A 16,633-nucleotide genomic window follows, 5' to 3' on the forward strand; every position below is an offset into this window, starting at 1 on the left:
CCGCTGAGTTCGCGGGAATGTGCCGAGTTCGCCGGTCTTATCCCGCGGTCTCGCACCTTTCCCGCGGACTCGACGGCGGCTCCGGGCTACGCGGCGGCCGTTGCCTCGCGTCGGGCCTGCTTTTTCATGACGGAGTTCTTGCGCGTGGTCCGGAGCATGTCGATGGTCAGCAGGACCAGCGCCAACCACACCACGCAAAAGCCGATCCAACGGGCCGTGGTCATGGTTTCATGGAACACCGTCAGCGCCACAATGAACTGAAGGACCGGGGCAAAGTACTGCAGCAGCCCGATGGTGGTCATGGGCAGGCGGCGTGCGGAGGCACCGAAGAAGAGCAGCGGCACGGCGGTGATCACGCCCGAGGCCACCAGCAACCAGAAGTGGCCGGCGCCTTGGGTGGTGAGCGTTGCAGCGCCCGTCACGCCCAGGACAACCATGGTGATACCGGCGAGGGGAGCCAACACCACGGTCTCGACGCTGAGGCTGGTGAGGGCGTCAACCTTGGGTCCCACGCGCTTCTTGACGAAGCCGTAGAGGCCAAAGCTGAACGCGAGGATCAAGGCGATCCAGGGAAGCTGCCCGTAGGAGAACGTCAGCACCCCAACGGCCACGAACCCGATGCCCACAGCTGCCCACTGCAGGGGACGCAGCTTCTCCTTCAGGACGAAAACGCCAAGCAACACCGAAACCAACGGGTTGATGAAATAGCCCAGAGACGTCTCAACGGCGTGCCCGGTGGTGACACCAAAGGTATATGTCAGCCAGTTGATGGCAATCAGCACAGCAGCCAAGGCTAACGGGCCGAACACAGTGCGGTCCTTAACCGCAGCGCCGAAAACCCGCCAGGCCCGGGTGATGGTGATGAGCAGGGCACAGAAGATCAAGGACCACACGATCCGGTTGGCTACGATCTCGATGGCGCTGGCCGGCATCAGGACAAAGAAGTACAGCGGAAGCAGGCCCCACAGGCCGTAAGCGCCGATGCCGAACAGGATTCCCGCGGTCGACTCGCTCCTCACGGGCTTGCCGCCCGCTTTACCGGAACCGCCGGTGCCACCAACGCCGCCCCCGACTGTCGCCGTCGTTGGCTGGTTTGAAGAGGGTGGGTTGGCAGCTATCTGATCCGGAGTCGACACAATGTCGCCAACGCCACCTCCCCCCGCAATATTCCGCAATCTTTACTAATTTCTGTGACTCCTGCCATATAGGCGGCCCGGTGTGGGGTGGACATCTAGAATTGGAATCTGCGCGCCCCACACAATGGCGTGGCTCACTGCTTCGGAAGGGCTAACGGTGTCCAACTCAGCCGCAACAACCCCCAATCGTCCGCTTCGCGTCGCGATCGTCGGCGCGGGACCCGCAGGTGTGTACGCCGCGGACATCCTGACCAAATCCAATGAGGTCAAGGACGGGCAGGTGGAGGTCAGCATTGATCTCTTCGAGGCATATCCGGCGCCCTACGGGCTGATCCGCTACGGGGTGGCCCCGGACCACCCCCGGATCAAGGGCATCGTCAACGCACTGCACAAGGTCCTGGACCGCGGCGACATCCGTTTCCTGGGTAACGTGACCTACGGCAAGGACCTCGCGCTCCACGATTTCCGTGCTTTCTACGACGCCGTGATTTTCTCTACCGGTGCCATCAAGGACGCAGACCTGAACATCCCGGGCGTCGGTATGGAGGGTTCTTTCGGGGGCGCTGACTTCGTGTCCTGGTACGACGGACACCCGGACGTTCCCCGTGACTGGCCGCTTGATGCCAAGGAGATCGCCGTGATCGGCAATGGCAACGTGGCTTTGGATGTGGCCCGGATGCTGGTCAAGCACCCTGAGGAACTCCTGGTCACGGAGATCCCGGACAATGTCTACGCCGGGCTGAAAAAGTCGCCGGTTACCGACGTCCATGTGTTCGGCCGTCGCGGCCCGGCCCAGGTGAAGTTCACGCCGTTGGAGCTTCGGGAGTTGTCCCACTGCAAGGACGTGGACATTGTCCTGTACCCGGAGGACTTCGAATTTGATGAGGCCTCCGATGAAGCGATCAAGACCAACAACCAAATCAAGACCATGGTCAACACCATGACCAACTGGCTGGTGGAGGAGCACGCAGAATCGGAGCAGCCTTCCTCCCGCCGCCTGCACTTGCACTTCCTGCACAGTCCCGTGGAGATTCTCGACTCACCTGAGACGCCCGGCAAGGTCTCCGGGATCAAGTTCGAACGCATGCAGCTGGATGGCACGGGTAACGTCAAGGGAACCGGGGAGTTCATTCAATACCCTGTCCAATCGGTCTACCGGGCAATCGGCTACCACGGTTCGCCGTTGGAAGAGCTGGAGTACGACTCCCGCCGCGGCGTCATACCGAACGACGGCGGTCGCGTCCTGGACTCCGATGGCAACCCGGTGCCGGGAATCTACGCCACGGGCTGGATCAAGCGCGGACCGGTGGGGCTTATCGGACACACCAAGGGCGATGCTTTGGAGACCATCGGCTTCCTCCTGGAGGACAGGCTCAATCTGCCCCCGGCGGAAAACCCGGACCCGCAAGCGATCATCGACCTCCTTGAAGAACGCGGGGTGGAGTACACCACGTGGGAGGGCTGGGACAGGCTGGATGCCCACGAGGCCGCCCTGGGTGCTGCGTGGACCGGCAGCGACGGAGATGGCAATGGCGTGGTCCGCGAGCGCATCAAGGTTGTTCCGCGTGAGGAAATGATCCGGATCTCCCGCGGCTGACGAGGGAGTTTTTGTACAGCTGATGCCCTCATTCGACCACTTTGGGGGCCTTAGCTGTACAAAAACTCCAGCCCTGGAACTAGACTGCTGGGTACTGTCCCGCCCACCACACGTGCAGCGCACTGTTGTTGCGGACTATCAGGGAGTTCGATGAGGAATCCAGTCCATCCGCCCGTTCCCGGCAGCGATGCCGCGGAGCTGCTGCAGAAGCATGCCCTGGTTGGCCATGAACGCTTGGACTCCCTGCGCCTTGGGGCACCGGAGGACATTGTTGGATTACGCCGCTTGGTTCGTGAATCCTGGCAGCGTTCGGCAAACCTGCAGGCCAATCCGGACGTCCCCGAGGCGCCCCTCGCGATGGACCAGGATGAGCTGGAGGAGTACCGCCGGCAGCATCCCTTGGCCACCATCATGCCCGTCATTAAGAAGCTCCTGGTTCAGCCCAGCCATGACAGTGGCCTGCTGGTGGCGGTGGGTGACGACGTCGGCCGGCTTCTGTGGGTGGATGGTGATCCGGTGATGCAGCGCCGCGCTGAGGGCATGATGTTCGTGGCCGGTGCTGACTGGTCCGAGGCCTCCGTGGGCACCAGCGCACCCGGCACCGCACTTGCTTTGGACCGCAGTATCCAGATTTCGGGCGCGGAGCACTTCAAGCGCTCCGTTCATCCGTGGAGTTGCACTGCTGTTCCCTTCCACGATCCCGATTCGGGTGCTGTGCTGGGCGTTGTGGATATCACGGGCACTGAGACTGCCGTGGCGGCGCACACCCTTTCCCTGGTGGAGGCGACAGTTGCTGCCGCTCAGGCCCAGTTGCGGATCGAGCGTCTTCAGCTTGCCGCAGCGGTCAAGGACAAACCTCGACGCCGGAGCGCGGCTGCCGCCTCTAGCCACGCGCTGTACCGGAACAGCCTGCAGCTGTTGGGCCGTGACCAGGCCTTGCTCAGCATCGATGGGCGGACGGTTTCCCTCTCTGCCCGGCACAGCGAAATCCTGGCCATCCTCAGCAGCCAGCCCGCCGGACTCAGTGCTGAAGACCTCTGCACGCAGCTGTATCCGGGGGATGGCTCTGCGGTGACCCTTCGCGCGGAGATGGTGCGGCTTCGCAAGGTCATCCAGGAGCTCAGCCCGGACGCGGTCCCCGGGTCCCGTCCTTACCGTCTGCCGGTTGAGCTCTTGCCCGATTCCGGCCAGGTGCTTAGCTGCCTTCAGCGCGGCGCCCACCGCATCGCCTTGGAAATCTACAAAGGTGCGCTCTTGCCACGTTCGGAGGCGCCCGGCGTCGTGCAGTTGCGCGAGCGGGTTTCGCACCTGCTGCGCGAAGCGCTGCTCAGCGACGGCAGCGTTGATTCGCTCCTCAAGTACGCTGAGCTGCCCGAGGCGAAGTACGACGTCGACCTCCGCCTTGCGCTCCTGAAGCTGCTGCCGCCTCGCTCGCCCAAGCGGGCCGCCGTCGTGGCAGACCTTGAGCGGATCGAAACGGAACTGAAAGCGTGAGCTGACTCACATGGTTGCAACGTAGCTGCAACCTCCCCGCTCCTAGGCTCGGATCAATGGCGACAGCCACCGTGATTCGCAGCAAAGGAGCTAGCAATGACTGTTTACGCACAGCCGGGTGCCGAGGGTTCGAAGGTCACGTTCAAGGACCGTTACGAGAATTGGATCGGCGGCGAGTGGGTGGCCCCTGTCAAGGGCGGCTACTTCGAGAACATCACCCCTGTTACGGGCAAGGCTTTCTGCGAAGTTGCCCGCGGCACTTCCGAGGACATCGAGCTGGCACTGGACGCCGCCCACAAGGTTGCACCCTCGTGGGGCAAGACGTCCGCCACGGAACGCGCAGCCATCCTGAACAAGATCGCGGACCGCATCGATGAGAATGTGGAGCTCCTCGCGGTCGCTGAAACGTGGGACAACGGCAAGCCCGTCCGTGAAACCCTCAACGCTGACATCCCGTTGGCGGCGGACCACTTCCGCTACTTCGCCTCCGCCGTTCGTGCGCAGGAAGGCCACCTCTCCCAGCTGGACGAGGACACCACGGCCTACCACTTCAAGGAGCCGCTGGGTGTGGTTGGCCAGATCATCCCGTGGAACTTCCCCATCCTCATGGCAGTCTGGAAGCTGGCGCCGGCGCTGGCAGCGGGCAACGCCGTGGTGCTCAAGCCAGCAGAGCAGACGCCCACGTCCATCCTGGTTCTCATGGAACTCATCGGTGATCTCCTCCCGGCCGGTGTGGTGAACGTGGTGAACGGTTTCGGCGTTGAAGCCGGCAAACCGCTCGCCTCCAGCTCGCGGATCCGTAAGATCGCCTTCACCGGTGAGACCACCACGGGCCGGCTGATCAGCCAGTACGCCTCCAACAACCTCATCCCGGTCACCCTGGAACTGGGCGGCAAGAGCCCTAACATCTTCTTCGACGACGTCGCTGACCACAACGATGCTTTCTACGACAAAGCCCAGGAAGGCTTCACGCTTTTTGCCTTCAACCAAGGTGAAGTCTGCACCTGCCCCTCACGGGCACTGGTCCAGGAGGGCATCTACGATTCCTTCATGACGGACGTCGTGGCCCGGACCAACAAGATCATCCAGGGCAACCCGTTGGACACCGAGACCCAGGTTGGAGCCCAAGCATCCAATGACCAGCTGGAGAAGATCCTGTCCTACATCGATATCGGAAAGCAGGAAGGTGCCAAGCTGCTCACCGGTGGCGCCCGGGCGGAGCTGTCAGGCGACCTGGCCGGCGGCTACTACGTCCAGCCCACCATTTTCGAAGGCCATAACCGGATGCGGATCTTCCAGGAGGAGATCTTCGGCCCGGTAGTGTCCGTCACCAAGTTCAGCGACTATAACGACGCCATCGGCATCGCCAACGACACCCTCTACGGACTGGGCGCCGGTGTCTGGTCGCGCAACGGAAACGTGGCCTACCGCGCAGGCCGGGAAATCCAGGCCGGCCGTGTGTGGGTCAACAACTACCACGCCTACCCGGCAGGTGCCGCTTTCGGCGGCTACAAGTCCTCAGGTATTGGCCGTGAGAACCACGCCATGATGCTGGACCACTACCAGCAGACCAAGAACCTCCTGGTCAGCTACAACGAGAACAAGCTGGGCTTCTTCTAAGAGTTTTTGTACAGCAGATGCCCTTATTGAGCGTTCTTAGGGGCATCAGCTGTACAAAAACTTCCACTATTCGTATAGATCAAAGGAGATCGTCAATGACTACAACCATGCGAGCTGCAGTAGTTACGGAATTCGGAACCGACCTTACGGTCAAGGATGTTGAACGCCCGACGCCGGGGCCAGGCCAGGCGCTGGTCCGTCTCATAACGTCGGGGGTATGTCATACCGACCTGCACGCCGCCGAAGGCGACTGGCCGGTCAAGCCGACCCCACCGTTTATCCCAGGCCATGAAGGTGTGGGAGAAGTAGTGGCCCTCGGGGAGGGCGTCACGGATGTCGCCGTGGGCGACCTCGTAGGGAATGCCTGGTTGTGGTCTGCCTGCGGGGACTGCCAGTACTGCCGGACCGGCTGGGAAACCCTGTGCGAGTCCCAGCAGAACGGCGGCTACAGCGTGGACGGCTCGTTCGGGGAGTACATGCTGGTGGATACACGCTTTGCGGCGCGGATTCCCGAGGGCTCGGACCCCGTTGAAGTTGCTCCGGTGCTGTGTGCTGGAGTCACTGTGTACAAGGGCCTGAAGATGACAGAGACCAGGCCCGGCCAGTGGGTCACCATCTCCGGCATCGGCGGTCTGGGACACATCGCCGTGCAGTACGCGGTGGCCATGGGCCTGCGGGTAGCCGCGGTGGACATTGCCGATGACAAGCTGGCTCTGGCACGTGAGCACGGCGCCGAACTGACGGTCAATGCCTTGCACGAGGATCCGGCGGAAGTCATCCAGCGCGAAACAGGCGGCTGCCACGGTGTCTTGGTGACCGCAGTCCACCCCTCTGCATTCGGCCAGGCGATCGGCATGGCACGGCGTGGTGGAACCATCGTCTTCAACGGCTTGCCTCCGGGAGACTTCCCTGCGCCGATCTTCGAGATCGTCCTCAAGGGACTGACCGTCCGGGGCTCCATTGTGGGCACGCGGCAGGACCTTGAAGAAGCATTGGAGTTCTATGCCCAGGGAAAGATCAAGCCCACAGTCTCAACAAGGGAACTCTCCGAGGTCAACGCTGTGTTTGACGAGATGAAGCACGCCAAGATCGACGGCCGCGTGGTGCTGAAGTTCTGATGAACAACATCAGCGTAGAAGCCGCGGTGACGCTACCCGGGGAAAATTTCTCCCGGGTGGCGCTCACCGCGGTGTCCGTGGACCTGCTCCGCAGGCTCTGGAAGCAGCACGGGCCGCTCATGTTCCATCAGTCCGGTGGCTGCTGCGATGGATCCGCCCCTATGTGCTTTCCGGCGGGGGAGTTCGTGACAGGCGCTTCCGACGTTCTCCTCGGCAGGTTCGATATCGGCACCGGAGGAGAGCCGCAGCCGCTCGAGTTTTGGATGTCCAAGGAACAGTTCAATTACTGGTCCCACACCCACCTGACCGTGGATGTGGTCAACGGCCGAGGCAGTGGTTTCTCGGTTGAGTCACCCGAGGGCAAGCGATTCCTGATTCGTTCCACCCTCATGGACTGGGATGTGCCTAGCATCTAGGGCCAGATAGCTGGTGTGACGGGGGTTACCGGACCTCCGTCACATCAGTCCCACCGGCCTCGCCTTTCACAAGCCGTCTCACTATCTGGGATAAATATGGTCGTCCATTGGCCGGACACTATTCTTGATGAGTCCTATACCACTCCCATCCAGAATGTGGCATTTTTATGAACATTTTCAGGACCAAGTCGATCGAGCAGTCGATCGCCGATGCCGATGAGCCCGGGCGTAAGCTGAAGCGCAGCCTCAGTACCTGGGACCTGATGATCATGGGCGTCGCCGTTGCTGTCGGCGCCGGTATCTTCTCCGTCGGTGCCAAGGCTGCTGCAAACTTTGCCGGCCCGGCCGTCACCATCTCGTTTGCCATTGCCGCTGTCACGTGTGCTTTGGCCATCATGTGCTACGCCGAGTTCGCCACGGCGATCCCCGTTGCAGGCTCCGCCTACGTCTTCACTTATGCCACCATGGGCGAGGTCCTGGCTTGGATCATCGGCTGGAACCTCATCCTTGAACTCTTCACCGCCGCTGCCGTGATCGCCAAGTACTGGGGCATCTACCTCAGTACGGTCTTCGGCCTGATGGGCGTGGAGATGCCGCCGTCATTCCAAGTGGCTGGTGTTGACCTCTACTGGGGTGCCTTCCTGATTGTTGCGATCTTCACGGTCCTGCTGGTGCTGGGGACAAAGTTGTCCGCCCGTGTTGGCAACATCTTCACCCTGATCAAGATCGCCGTGGTGCTCTTCGTGATCGTTGTTGGCTTCAGCTACGTGAAGTTCTCCAACTACACGCCGTTCATTCCTGCCTCGGAGCCCACCGAATCCGGCGCCGCTGACGTCATGAAGCAGTCCTTCTTCGGCTTCCTCACCGGCGCTGCTCCCGCCCAATATGGAACCCTCGGCGTCTTCGCCGGTGCAGCCCTGGTGTTCTTTGCCTTCATCGGCTTTGACGTGGTGGCAACCTCGGCGGAAGAAGTCAAGAACCCGCAGAAGACCCTTCCCCGCGGCATCTTCGGTGGCCTCGCAGTGGTCACGCTTCTCTACATTTTGGTCTCCCTGGCGCTGACGGGAATGGTTTCCTACACGCAATTGGCCGAGGTGAAGAACCCCACCCTGACCACGGCTTTTGAGGCCGTGGGTAACACTGATGCTGCCAAGATCATCGCATTTGGCTCCCTGGTGGGCCTGACCACCGTGATTATGGTGCTGCTCATGGGCCTGTCCCGTGTGGTCCTTGCCATGAGCCGCGACGGACTCCTGCCGCGTTCTCTGTCCAAGACCAGCGACAAGCGCTCCACGCCGGCCCGCCTGCAGATCATCTGTGGCGCAGCAGTGGCCATTGTGGCAGGCGTAACCAAGGTGGACTTGCTCGAGGAAATGATCAACATCGGGACGCTCTCTGCGTTCGTGATGGTGAGCCTGGGCATCCTGGTGCTCCGCAAGAAGCGCCCGGACCTGAAGCCTGCCTTCCGTGTCCCGTTCGGCAAGGTCCTGCCGTGGGTCTCCGCAGTACTCTGCTTCTACCTCATGACCAACCTCGCCGTTGAAACCTGGATCTTCTTCGCCATCTGGCTGGTCATCGGCATGGGCATCTACTTCGCTTACGGCCAGCGCCACTCGCGGCTGAACGAGAAGTTCGCTGTAGCCAGGGCCTCTGTCAACAGCAGCCCGGAAGGCCGTCAGGGCAAGGGCGGCGAGGACGAGGATACCTTCACCAAGGTATAGACCAATGTGAGCAGCTTGTCAGACAGCTGCCTGACACAGCTGTACCAGTCGTCTAAATAGCTCTCTAGGCGCCCGGGAACCATCGGTTTACGAACCATCGGTTTCCGGGCGCTTTTGCGTGGCGGCTGAAGCGGCACCAGCCTCGGCTCGCGCCGGCATCGGTTCGCGCCCGCCTCGCCTCGGCTACGGCGCTGCATGCTCACCCACCCATTCAACCAGCGGCCTCAGCACTTCCCACCGGGCAGCAATCTCTTGACGGGCTGCGGACGTGGACACCCACTCCGGTTGGCCCACCTCTACGCCCGCTGACAAGGACTTGTGCTTGAGAAGCTCGGCCCGTGGATGGTCCTTATCGAAACCTCGCGGAACGGTCTTGAGTCTCTCACCTTCAATGGCGAAACCTGCCGCCGCCACCGCATCCACAATCTTCTGGAGCTCCAACCCGCTCTCATGGGCGTCCACTGCAGCCCGGAAACGTGCCAGTTGCGCCGGAGTGTGGGAGTGGTAGCCGCCGCCGATCAGCAGGCCGTCGGCGCTGATTTGCAGATAGAAGCCCACGCCCTCCTGCCCGGCAGCAAAAGCCCCTTGAGCTGTCTTGTACGGAGACTTGTCCTGGGAGAATCTGACGTCCCTGTTGGGCCGAAAGAGCTTTGCCGGCCCGAACTGTGGCTCCAGCTCCGAAAGGAGCGATACCAGCGGTTGCTTCACCTCGGCGTCGTACGTTGTTTTGTGTTCCAGCCACCACTCACGGTTGTTGTTCTCTTCAAGCTCGGCGTAGAAACGGAATGCAGCGGTAGGGATGCCTTCAAATGTGGTCATAGAAGGATCCTAGGGACGGCAACGTCTGCCCAGCCATAGCCTGGGTGGGCTATGTGGAAAACCAAAAGAACACCCCGCCGCGGAGAAGATCCGCAGCGGGGTGTTCTGGAAAGCACTAGAGCAAAAGACGCTTAGACCTTGTTGGCTGCTTCGGCGTCGGACTCGGTCTGGCCTGCACCGAGGTTGGCACGGAGCTTGGCGCCAAGATCGGAGTCAACGTTGGTCCAGTACTGGATGGCGCGTTCCTTGATGTCGGCGTTCTTCACGCCGCCAACAGCACCGGTGATGGTGTCCAGAAGGCGGGCCTTTGCGGCGTCGTCGTAGACCTCGCGGTACAGGGTCCCGGCCTGGCCGAAGTCGTCGTCCTCAGCGTGCAGGGTGTGGGCGGAGAGGGTGAGCTCGCCGTCGTTCTCCCAGCCGCCGGCCGGTGAGGTCGGCTCAACAGCAGCCGGGCCACCCACCGAGTTCGGTGCGTACACCGGGGTGGAGGGGGAATTGAACAGGAAACGACCCTGGCCGTCCTGGCTGTAGTTGTTGACCTGGTTCTTCGGCTGGTTCACCGGGATCTGTGCGTGGTTGGTGCCCACGCGGTAGCGGTGTGCGTCTGCGTAGGAGAAGATGCGGGCCTGCAGCATCTTGTCCGGGGAAGCGGCGATACCCGGTACGAAGTTCGACGGCGCGAAGGTGGCCTGCTCGATCTGCGCGAAGTAGTTCTCCGGGTTCTTGTTCAGCTCCATGGTGCCCACGTGGATCAGCGGGTAGTCAGAGTGCGGCCAGACCTTGGTGAGGTCGAACGGGTTGAAGCGGTATGTCTTGGCGTCCTCGTACGGCATGACCTGGACGTGCAGTTCCCAGGAGGGGAAGTTGCCATCGGCAATGTTCTCCTGGAGGTCGCGGATGTAGAAGTCCGCGTCCGAGCCGGCAAGCTGCTCAGCCTGGTCGCCGGTGATGGTCTTGACGCCCTGGTTGGACTTGAAGTGGTACTTGACCCAGAAACGCTCGCCGGCGGCGTTGATCCACTGGTAGGTGTGCGAGCCGTAGCCCTGCATTTCACGCCAGGAAGCCGGGAGGCCGCGGTCGCCCATAAGCCAGGTGACCTGGTGAGCGGACTCGGGGGAGAGGGTCCAGAAGTCCCACTGCATGTCAGCGTCACGCAGGTGGCTGCCCGGGAGGCGCTTCTGGGAGTGGATGAAGTCCGGGAACTTGATGCCGTCGCGGATGAAGAAGACGGGGGTGTTGTTGCCAACGAGGTCGTAGTTGCCCTCGGAGGTGTAGAACTTCACGGCGAAACCGCGGGGGTCGCGCCAGGTATCGGGAGAACCGTTCTCGCCTGCGACGGAGGAGAAACGGATCAGCATGTCCGTCTCGACGCCCGGCTGAAGGAAAGCTGCCTTGGTGTAGGCCGAAACGTCCGAGGTGGTCTTGAACGTACCGAAAGCGCCGCCGCCCTTGGCGTGCACTACGCGCTCCGGCACCCGCTCGCGGTTGAACTGCGCAAGCTTTTCCACCAGGTAGTGGTCGGTGAGGATGATGGCACCGTCAGCGCCGACGGACTTCGAGTGCGCGTCGGACGTAACGGGGGCACCTGACTGAGTCGTTGAAATGGCAGTCATTGTTCTCCTTTTTCTTATTTCTGAGTTACGGAAGTTACGGGAAGCTGTTGTTTGGACTGGCAGTCCTGGCAGATGCCTTGGTACAGGACATCTGCGATCTGAATGGTCATGGGCTTGGAATTCTCATCCCAATGCGGTGTGAGGCACGGGGCGTGGCCCACGGCGCAATCCACGTCCTCCACCTTGCCGCAGCTGATACAGACGGCGTGATGGTGGTTGTCGCCCACGCGGGTTTCGTACAGCGCGGGGGAGTGTGGAGGTTCAAAGCGGCGCAGCATCTGCAGGTCCGTGAGGTCGCTGAGCACAACATAAACGGACTGCGCCGTCAGTTCAGGAAGCTCTGTGCGGGCAGCGGCAAGAATGCCTTCTGCCGGGGAGTGCGGATGGTGCTGGACTGCGGCGAGCACTGCCAGCCGCTGTTTTGTCACACGCCGGCCGTGGGCATGCAGGGCGGCTGCCCATTCTGCTTGCTCGGCTGTGTGATCTGTCATGCACTCATTGAAACACTTATTTTGAGGAGTTCACAATAAGGCAAGGCTAACTTCTGGTGAACTCATCAGCGCTTCCAGCGGATTGGCTTCCTCTGCCGCGGATCGGCCCAGCGCATGGACCCGCAGCGGACTACCTGCTGTCTCCGATTCCAGTGCCAGGCAGCTGAATCCGCTCAGACCCCCGCTCAAGGGAAGCTCAGCCAAGGCGGCCGCCATGGCCAGCAACTCCGCCGGCAAAACATCACGGACCAGCGCCACCGCCCGGACAGGCTCAATCACTGTGTGGTGGGGTCCTGCTTGCACCGCCTGCACCAGCGGACCGGGAATAGTGGAAGGCTCGACGGCGTCGCCCGCCCCCGGCTCAGAACTCATGGCGGCTTCTGGCCGCCTCCGCCGCAGCGCCTCACGGACGGCGGCATCGGTAGCTTCCAAGTGATCAGGCTCCCCGAGACGACGGTGGGCCGGCAACGAAAGCTGAGCCCCCGGCGTCGTGGTTTCTCCGTCCCAGCGCCCGAACAGATGGAACGTAGGTGTTGAAGACTCAGCCACAGGCTCGCCGATGGCGGAGCCCAGCGGATGCCAACGGTGGGCGAACATCACCGCGTAGCGGGTTGCCCCCAACACGTCATGGAGTGCTGCGCGCACAAGGTTGTGGCAGAAAAGCCAGTCGGTCGCTGATGCATGGGCGAACTCGGTGGCAGGGTCAGACAACCGGATCAGGATGTGCCCGGCCGTGAGGGGGTGGCGCGGCCGGGCTATTTCCCAAAACCCCGAACGGTACAGCAATCGTCGCTCCAAGCCCATGTCAACTCCTTCCCCGGGGTGAGCCTACCAAGCGTTACCGAAGGCGGGGAGAGTTACGGGAGGTTGCCTCAGGGGTAGTTAGGGTAAGACGGTGGCGAAACTATTGGCAGATATCACCCCTTTGAAGGAGAGCCCGGCTTTTCGGCGGCTCTGGCTGGGGGCCTCGGTAGCTGCCATAGGAACCCAATTGACCTTGGTGGCCGTTAGCCTGGAGGTTTACCGGCTCACACAGGAGAGCTTCTACGTGGGCCTCCTGGGCATCTTTGCGCTGGTGCCCTTGGTCATCGCCGGGCTTTACGGAGGCTCCGTTTCGGACGCCTATGATCGCCGCAAAGTTGCCCTCGTTGCTTCGCTTGTCCTATGGGCCACCACGGCCGCCCTGGCCTTGCAGGCGTGGCTGGAAATCGGAAACATCTGGCTCCTTTATGCGCTGGTGGCCTTACAAAGCGGCGCCCAAGGCATCAACGGCCCGGCCCGCAGTGCCATCATTCCGCTCCTGGTCCGCAAGGATCTGCTTCCCGCGGCCAATGCCCTGAGCATGCTGACATTCGGCCTGTCCATGACAGCCGGGCCGCTTCTGGCAGGTGTCCTGGTGGCAACCATTGGATTCGGATGGACGTACACCATTGACGTCATCAGCTTCACCTTCGCTTTGTGGGGGCTTTTCAAACTCCCGCCCCTACCGCCTTCCAAAGACGCTGTGCGGCCAGGGCTCCGCTCCGTGGTGGAGGGATTCCGGTTCCTGGGGACGCGGCCTAATGTTCGCATGACGTTCATCATCGACCTCATCGCCATGATCTGCGCCCAACCCCGGGCCTTGATGCCGGCCATCGGGGCAGTAATGATCGGCGGAGGCGAAACCACGGTGGGTGTTCTGCTTGCCTCCACAGCCGTGGGTGCTTTCCTGGCCGGGCTCTTTTCAGGGCCCCTGGGGAGAGTCCGCAAGCAGGGCAGCGCCGTGGTGTGGTCGGTGATCGGCTGGGGCGCGTCCATTGCCGGTTTTGGGCTGGTGGTGCTGCTGGCCGGCGACTCAGGGAAGGGTGGCGTCACCGCCTGGCTGATCCCCGCCGCGCTGTGTTGCGCCCTCGCAGGGATCTCGGACTCCATTAGCGCCGTCTTCCGTACCACCATCCTCCAGTCAGCCACGCCGGACCACATGAGGGGGCGGCTTCAGGGTGTGTTCATCGTGGTGGTGGCCGGAGGTCCCCGAGTGGGGGACATGCTGGCCGGCGGTGTCACCCAGTTCCTGAGTGAAGGCGGAGTGTTGCTCCTTGGGGGACTTCTCTGCATAGTCCTGGCCTGGGTGGCTTCGCGAATGCAGCCCGGATTCGTCGCCTACGACGCCAAGCATCCGGTGCCCTAGGCCACCAGGCTCACGCCTTGGCGTCCGGGCCCCTTTGCGTAGCCCCTTTGCGTTGTGAGGCCAGCTCTGACGGGTTTCGGGGACGTTTACCCTGCGTAGCGGGCCTCGCAACGTAGGCTGACAACGGAACACGACGGCCGCCGTCGGCGTTAATCCGTACAGAACCCCTGCCACAGCCGAGGAAAGTGACCAGATCTACCGTGCATAAACACAACAATGGACTCAAGACCGCGGCGCTCTTTGGTGTGCTGTGGGCGGTGTTGTTGGGTTTGGGCGCCATCATCGCGGCCGGGACGCGCAGTACCACGCCCATCTGGATCATGGCGTTGATCGGTGTGGGAACCACTGCTTATGGCTACTGGAACAGCGACAAGATCGCCATACGCTCCATGGCCGCCTACCCGGTCACCGAGGCGCAGGCACCGCAGCTCTACCAGATTGTTCGGGAGTTGTCCGCACGTGCCAACAAACCCATGCCCCGTATCTACCTTTCACCCACCATGACGCCCAACGCCTTCGCAACCGGTCGCAATCCCAAGAACGCTGCCGTGTGCTGCACCGAGGGGATCCTCCATCTGCTGGATGCCCGTGAACTCAGGGGCGTCCTGGGTCATGAGCTGATGCACGTGTACAACCGCGACATCCTCACTTCGTCGGTAGCTGCTGCCGTGGCCGGCGTCATCACTTCCGTAGGCCAGATGCTGCTGATCTTCGGCAGCGGCGACCGGCGCAACGCCAACCCGCTGGCCACCATCGCCATGGCCCTGCTCGCGCCATTCGCAGCGTCGCTGATCCAGATGGCGATATCCCGCACCCGCGAATTCGACGCCGATGAGGACGGCGCGGAGCTCACCGGCGATCCGTTGGCGCTCGCCTCAGCTCTGCGCAAGATCGAATCCGGCGTCACCCAGTTGCCGCTCCCGCAGGACCAGCGGCTGGTCAACGCCTCACACCTGATGATCGCCAACCCGTTCCGCGGTGGTGGCATGCGGCGTATGTTCTCCACGCACCCGCCCATGAAGGAACGGATCAACCGACTGGAACGGATGGCCGGGCGACCGCTTTTGTAATTGGCATAAACGTCGCTGGCCCGCTTTTCCGTGGTTGAACAACCACGGAAAAGCGGGCCAGCGACGTTTTAGGAGGGGACTAGCTGCGGAAGTTTACAAACTGCAGGTCAGCCTCTTCGAACTTCTTGAGGATGTTCATGGTCTCCTGCAGGTCATCACGCGACTTGGAGGTGACGCGAAGTTCGTCGCCTTGGATCTGGGACTTGACGGACTTAGGGGCCTCATCGCGGATGATCTTGTTGATCTTTTTGGCGATGTCCTGGGCGATGCCCTCCTTGATGGTGCACTCCAGGCGGAACTCCTTGCCGGAAGGGAAAGGTTCGCCCTGGTCGAGGGACTTCAGGGAGATGCCGCGCTTGATGAGCTTGGACTGGAAGACATCCAGGACAGCCAGGACGCGGTCCTCGGAGTTGGCCTTCATGAGGATCTTCTCGCCGCTGAAGTCGATCTCAGCGCCGACGCCCTTGAAGTCGTATCGCTGCGCAATTTCCTTCTGGGACTGGTTCAGCGCGTTGGCAACCTCTTGCTTGTCTACTTTGCTTACGACGTCGAATGTGGATTCGCCTGCCATGACTCTCCTTAGGTTGGGGGCCCTGTGAGGGCGGGTTGGTCTGGCATCCAGCCTAGTACGGAAGGCGTCGGTTGGGGCCGGGCAGTTCATTCACAGTTCGCTCACAGCGCATGCAGGGTTGGAACAGAGGCGGGCGGTTGAGAGTTGAACCAGTTGGAAGAACGCATCCACGGAGGATCAGCATGAGCAGCAAGGCCGTCCAATCCATCAGCAAGTCCGCTTCTGCAGCAGCAGGGTCCATTGGCACGGCCGCAGTCGCCGCAGCAAGTGCTGTAGCCGCAGCAGCTGTGGCGGCATCGATTGTTCTGAGTCCGGTTCCCGATGCTGCCTCCCGTATGGACGGAGTGCATGCGGACTTGCTGCGCGCTGTGCAGCTCAACCAGATCACTGCCGAGCAGGCCGAAAAGTTCGAGGCCAAACTGGCCGGAAGGATCCTCGGAGAAGCCTGAAATCCCGCGAAATCTCGGGCGTCAGACGCCGATTAGATTCTTCGCCGAAAGTTCTGTAAGGTTGTCTCTGCCTTCGGTTACCGGATCTAAAAGAAACGGTCTCCGGAAGTGATCTTCTTTTGAAGTTCGGCAGATTACCCGAGCGGCCAAAGGGGGCTGACTGTAAATCAGCTGGCAACGCCTACGGGGGTTCGAATCCCTCATCTGCCACCCAAGGAAAATCCCCGGAACCACTGGTTCCGGGGATTTTTTGTGTGCCCACGAGTAGTTTTGGCTTCTTGATTCCGCTTTGCCCAGGGAGGCGCCCTGGGAGGGTGTGCGGCTACCACCCACTTTGATTGCACTAACCCT

At 61.8% G+C, this 16,633-nt stretch carries 15 protein-coding genes and 1 tRNA gene; 10 read left to right on the forward strand and 6 right to left on the reverse strand.

The window, feature by feature from the left end; translation table 11 throughout:
• Window positions 1–86: 86 nt before the first annotated feature.
• Window positions 87–1,175 carry an EamA family transporter RarD gene (rarD, locus tag HAV21_RS00215; RefSeq protein WP_166839812.1) on the reverse strand — a complete coding sequence of 363 codons (1,089 nt, stop codon included), beginning with the start codon at window positions 1,173–1,175 and terminating at the stop codon, window positions 87–89.
• Between the two features lie 118 nt (window positions 1,176–1,293).
• Between rarD and HAV21_RS00220 the strand changes: the two genes are divergently transcribed.
• From HAV21_RS00220 to HAV21_RS00245, 6 genes are all read left to right on the forward strand, one after another.
• Window positions 1,294–2,733, forward strand: a complete 1,440-nt coding sequence (locus tag HAV21_RS00220; RefSeq protein WP_166839814.1) for an FAD-dependent oxidoreductase — start codon at window positions 1,294–1,296, stop codon at window positions 2,731–2,733.
• A gap of 150 nt (window positions 2,734–2,883) precedes the next feature.
• Window positions 2,884–4,227 carry a GAF domain-containing protein gene (locus HAV21_RS00225; RefSeq protein ID WP_142938277.1) on the forward strand — a complete coding sequence of 448 codons (1,344 nt, stop codon included), beginning with the start codon at window positions 2,884–2,886 and terminating at the stop codon, window positions 4,225–4,227.
• A 96-nt stretch (window positions 4,228–4,323) separates the two neighbouring features.
• Complete coding sequence (locus HAV21_RS00230; RefSeq protein ID WP_166839816.1) at window positions 4,324–5,847, forward strand: aldehyde dehydrogenase family protein; 1,524 nt, start codon at window positions 4,324–4,326, stop codon at window positions 5,845–5,847.
• A gap of 95 nt (window positions 5,848–5,942) precedes the next feature.
• A complete protein-coding gene (gene adhP / locus HAV21_RS00235) occupies window positions 5,943–6,965 on the forward strand; it encodes an alcohol dehydrogenase AdhP (RefSeq protein ID WP_187697113.1) in 1,023 nt (340 codons plus the stop codon).
• On the forward strand, window positions 6,965–7,381 hold the full coding sequence (locus HAV21_RS00240) for a DUF779 domain-containing protein (RefSeq protein WP_166839818.1): 417 nt from the start codon (window positions 6,965–6,967) through the stop codon (window positions 7,379–7,381). Before adhP ends, HAV21_RS00240 begins: the two co-directional genes overlap by 1 nt.
• A gap of 167 nt (window positions 7,382–7,548) precedes the next feature.
• Window positions 7,549–9,102: an amino acid permease gene (locus HAV21_RS00245; protein ID WP_142938280.1), complete on the forward strand. Its 1,554-nt coding sequence runs from the start codon at window positions 7,549–7,551 to the stop codon at window positions 9,100–9,102.
• Window positions 9,103–9,285: 183 nt separating this feature from the next.
• Here the strand turns inward: HAV21_RS00245 and HAV21_RS00250 are convergent, their stop codons facing one another.
• The 4 genes from HAV21_RS00250 to HAV21_RS00265 form a co-directional block, all read right to left on the reverse strand.
• Complete coding sequence (locus tag HAV21_RS00250; protein WP_166839820.1) at window positions 9,286–9,921, reverse strand: DUF2461 domain-containing protein; 636 nt, start codon at window positions 9,919–9,921, stop codon at window positions 9,286–9,288.
• A gap of 131 nt (window positions 9,922–10,052) precedes the next feature.
• On the reverse strand, window positions 10,053–11,534 hold the full coding sequence (locus HAV21_RS00255) for a catalase (RefSeq protein WP_166839822.1): 1,482 nt from the start codon (window positions 11,532–11,534) through the stop codon (window positions 10,053–10,055).
• 14 nt (window positions 11,535–11,548) lie between these two features.
• Complete coding sequence (locus HAV21_RS00260; protein WP_142938282.1) at window positions 11,549–12,025, reverse strand: Fur family transcriptional regulator; 477 nt, start codon at window positions 12,023–12,025, stop codon at window positions 11,549–11,551.
• A 30-nt stretch (window positions 12,026–12,055) separates the two neighbouring features.
• Window positions 12,056–12,829 carry a hypothetical protein gene (locus HAV21_RS00265; protein WP_166839825.1) on the reverse strand — a complete coding sequence of 258 codons (774 nt, stop codon included), beginning with the start codon at window positions 12,827–12,829 and terminating at the stop codon, window positions 12,056–12,058.
• Between the two features lie 91 nt (window positions 12,830–12,920).
• Here HAV21_RS00265 and HAV21_RS00270 point away from each other — a divergent pair, with 91 nt between their 5' ends.
• Together HAV21_RS00270 and htpX are read left to right on the forward strand one after the other, a co-directional pair.
• Complete coding sequence (locus tag HAV21_RS00270; protein ID WP_166839827.1) at window positions 12,921–14,192, forward strand: MFS transporter; 1,272 nt, start codon at window positions 12,921–12,923, stop codon at window positions 14,190–14,192.
• A gap of 200 nt (window positions 14,193–14,392) precedes the next feature.
• Window positions 14,393–15,262 carry a zinc metalloprotease HtpX gene (gene htpX / locus HAV21_RS00275; protein ID WP_142938350.1) on the forward strand — a complete coding sequence of 290 codons (870 nt, stop codon included), beginning with the start codon at window positions 14,393–14,395 and terminating at the stop codon, window positions 15,260–15,262.
• 79 nt (window positions 15,263–15,341) lie between these two features.
• On the opposite strand, the gene HAV21_RS00280 is transcribed toward htpX, so the two are convergent.
• Complete coding sequence (locus tag HAV21_RS00280; RefSeq protein WP_017200185.1) at window positions 15,342–15,833, reverse strand: YajQ family cyclic di-GMP-binding protein; 492 nt, start codon at window positions 15,831–15,833, stop codon at window positions 15,342–15,344.
• 182 nt (window positions 15,834–16,015) lie between these two features.
• Between HAV21_RS00280 and HAV21_RS00285 the strand changes: the two genes are divergently transcribed.
• Window positions 16,016–16,282 (forward strand): hypothetical protein, encoded by a 267-nt coding sequence (locus HAV21_RS00285; protein WP_017200186.1) that lies wholly within the window; start codon window positions 16,016–16,018, stop codon window positions 16,280–16,282.
• 128 nt (window positions 16,283–16,410) lie between these two features.
• Window positions 16,411–16,492 (forward strand) — tRNA-Tyr (locus HAV21_RS00290).
• The last annotated feature ends 141 nt before the right edge of the window (window positions 16,493–16,633 follow it).

Origin of the sequence: Paenarthrobacter sp. MSM-2-10-13 (genome assembly GCF_011605365.1) — a bacterium.
In the GTDB taxonomy this organism is placed as follows: domain Bacteria; phylum Actinomycetota; class Actinomycetes; order Actinomycetales; family Micrococcaceae; genus Arthrobacter.

Bases quoted from the DNA above. Each gene is read 5' to 3' on its own strand.
- HAV21_RS00225 (WP_142938277.1), top strand. From the start codon at position 2,884: ATGAGGAATCCAGTCCATCCGCCCGTTCCCGGCAGCGATGCCGCGGAG.
- HAV21_RS00230 (WP_166839816.1), top strand. From the start codon at position 4,324: ATGACTGTTTACGCACAGCCGGGTGCCGAGGGTTCGAAGGTCACGTTC.
- adhP (WP_187697113.1), top strand. From the start codon at position 5,943: ATGACTACAACCATGCGAGCTGCAGTAGTTACGGAATTCGGAACCGAC.
- HAV21_RS00240 (WP_166839818.1), top strand. From the start codon at position 6,965: ATGAACAACATCAGCGTAGAAGCCGCGGTGACGCTACCCGGGGAAAAT.
- HAV21_RS00245 (WP_142938280.1), top strand. From the start codon at position 7,549: ATGAACATTTTCAGGACCAAGTCGATCGAGCAGTCGATCGCCGATGCC.
- HAV21_RS00250 (WP_166839820.1), bottom strand. From the start codon at position 9,921: ATGACCACATTTGAAGGCATCCCTACCGCTGCATTCCGTTTCTACGCC.
- HAV21_RS00255 (WP_166839822.1), bottom strand. From the start codon at position 11,534: ATGACTGCCATTTCAACGACTCAGTCAGGTGCCCCCGTTACGTCCGAC.
- HAV21_RS00260 (WP_142938282.1), bottom strand. From the start codon at position 12,025: ATGACAGATCACACAGCCGAGCAAGCAGAATGGGCAGCCGCCCTGCAT.
- HAV21_RS00265 (WP_166839825.1), bottom strand. From the start codon at position 12,829: ATGGGCTTGGAGCGACGATTGCTGTACCGTTCGGGGTTTTGGGAAATA.
- HAV21_RS00280 (WP_017200185.1), bottom strand. From the start codon at position 15,833: ATGGCAGGCGAATCCACATTCGACGTCGTAAGCAAAGTAGACAAGCAA.
- HAV21_RS00285 (WP_017200186.1), top strand. From the start codon at position 16,016: ATGAGCAGCAAGGCCGTCCAATCCATCAGCAAGTCCGCTTCTGCAGCA.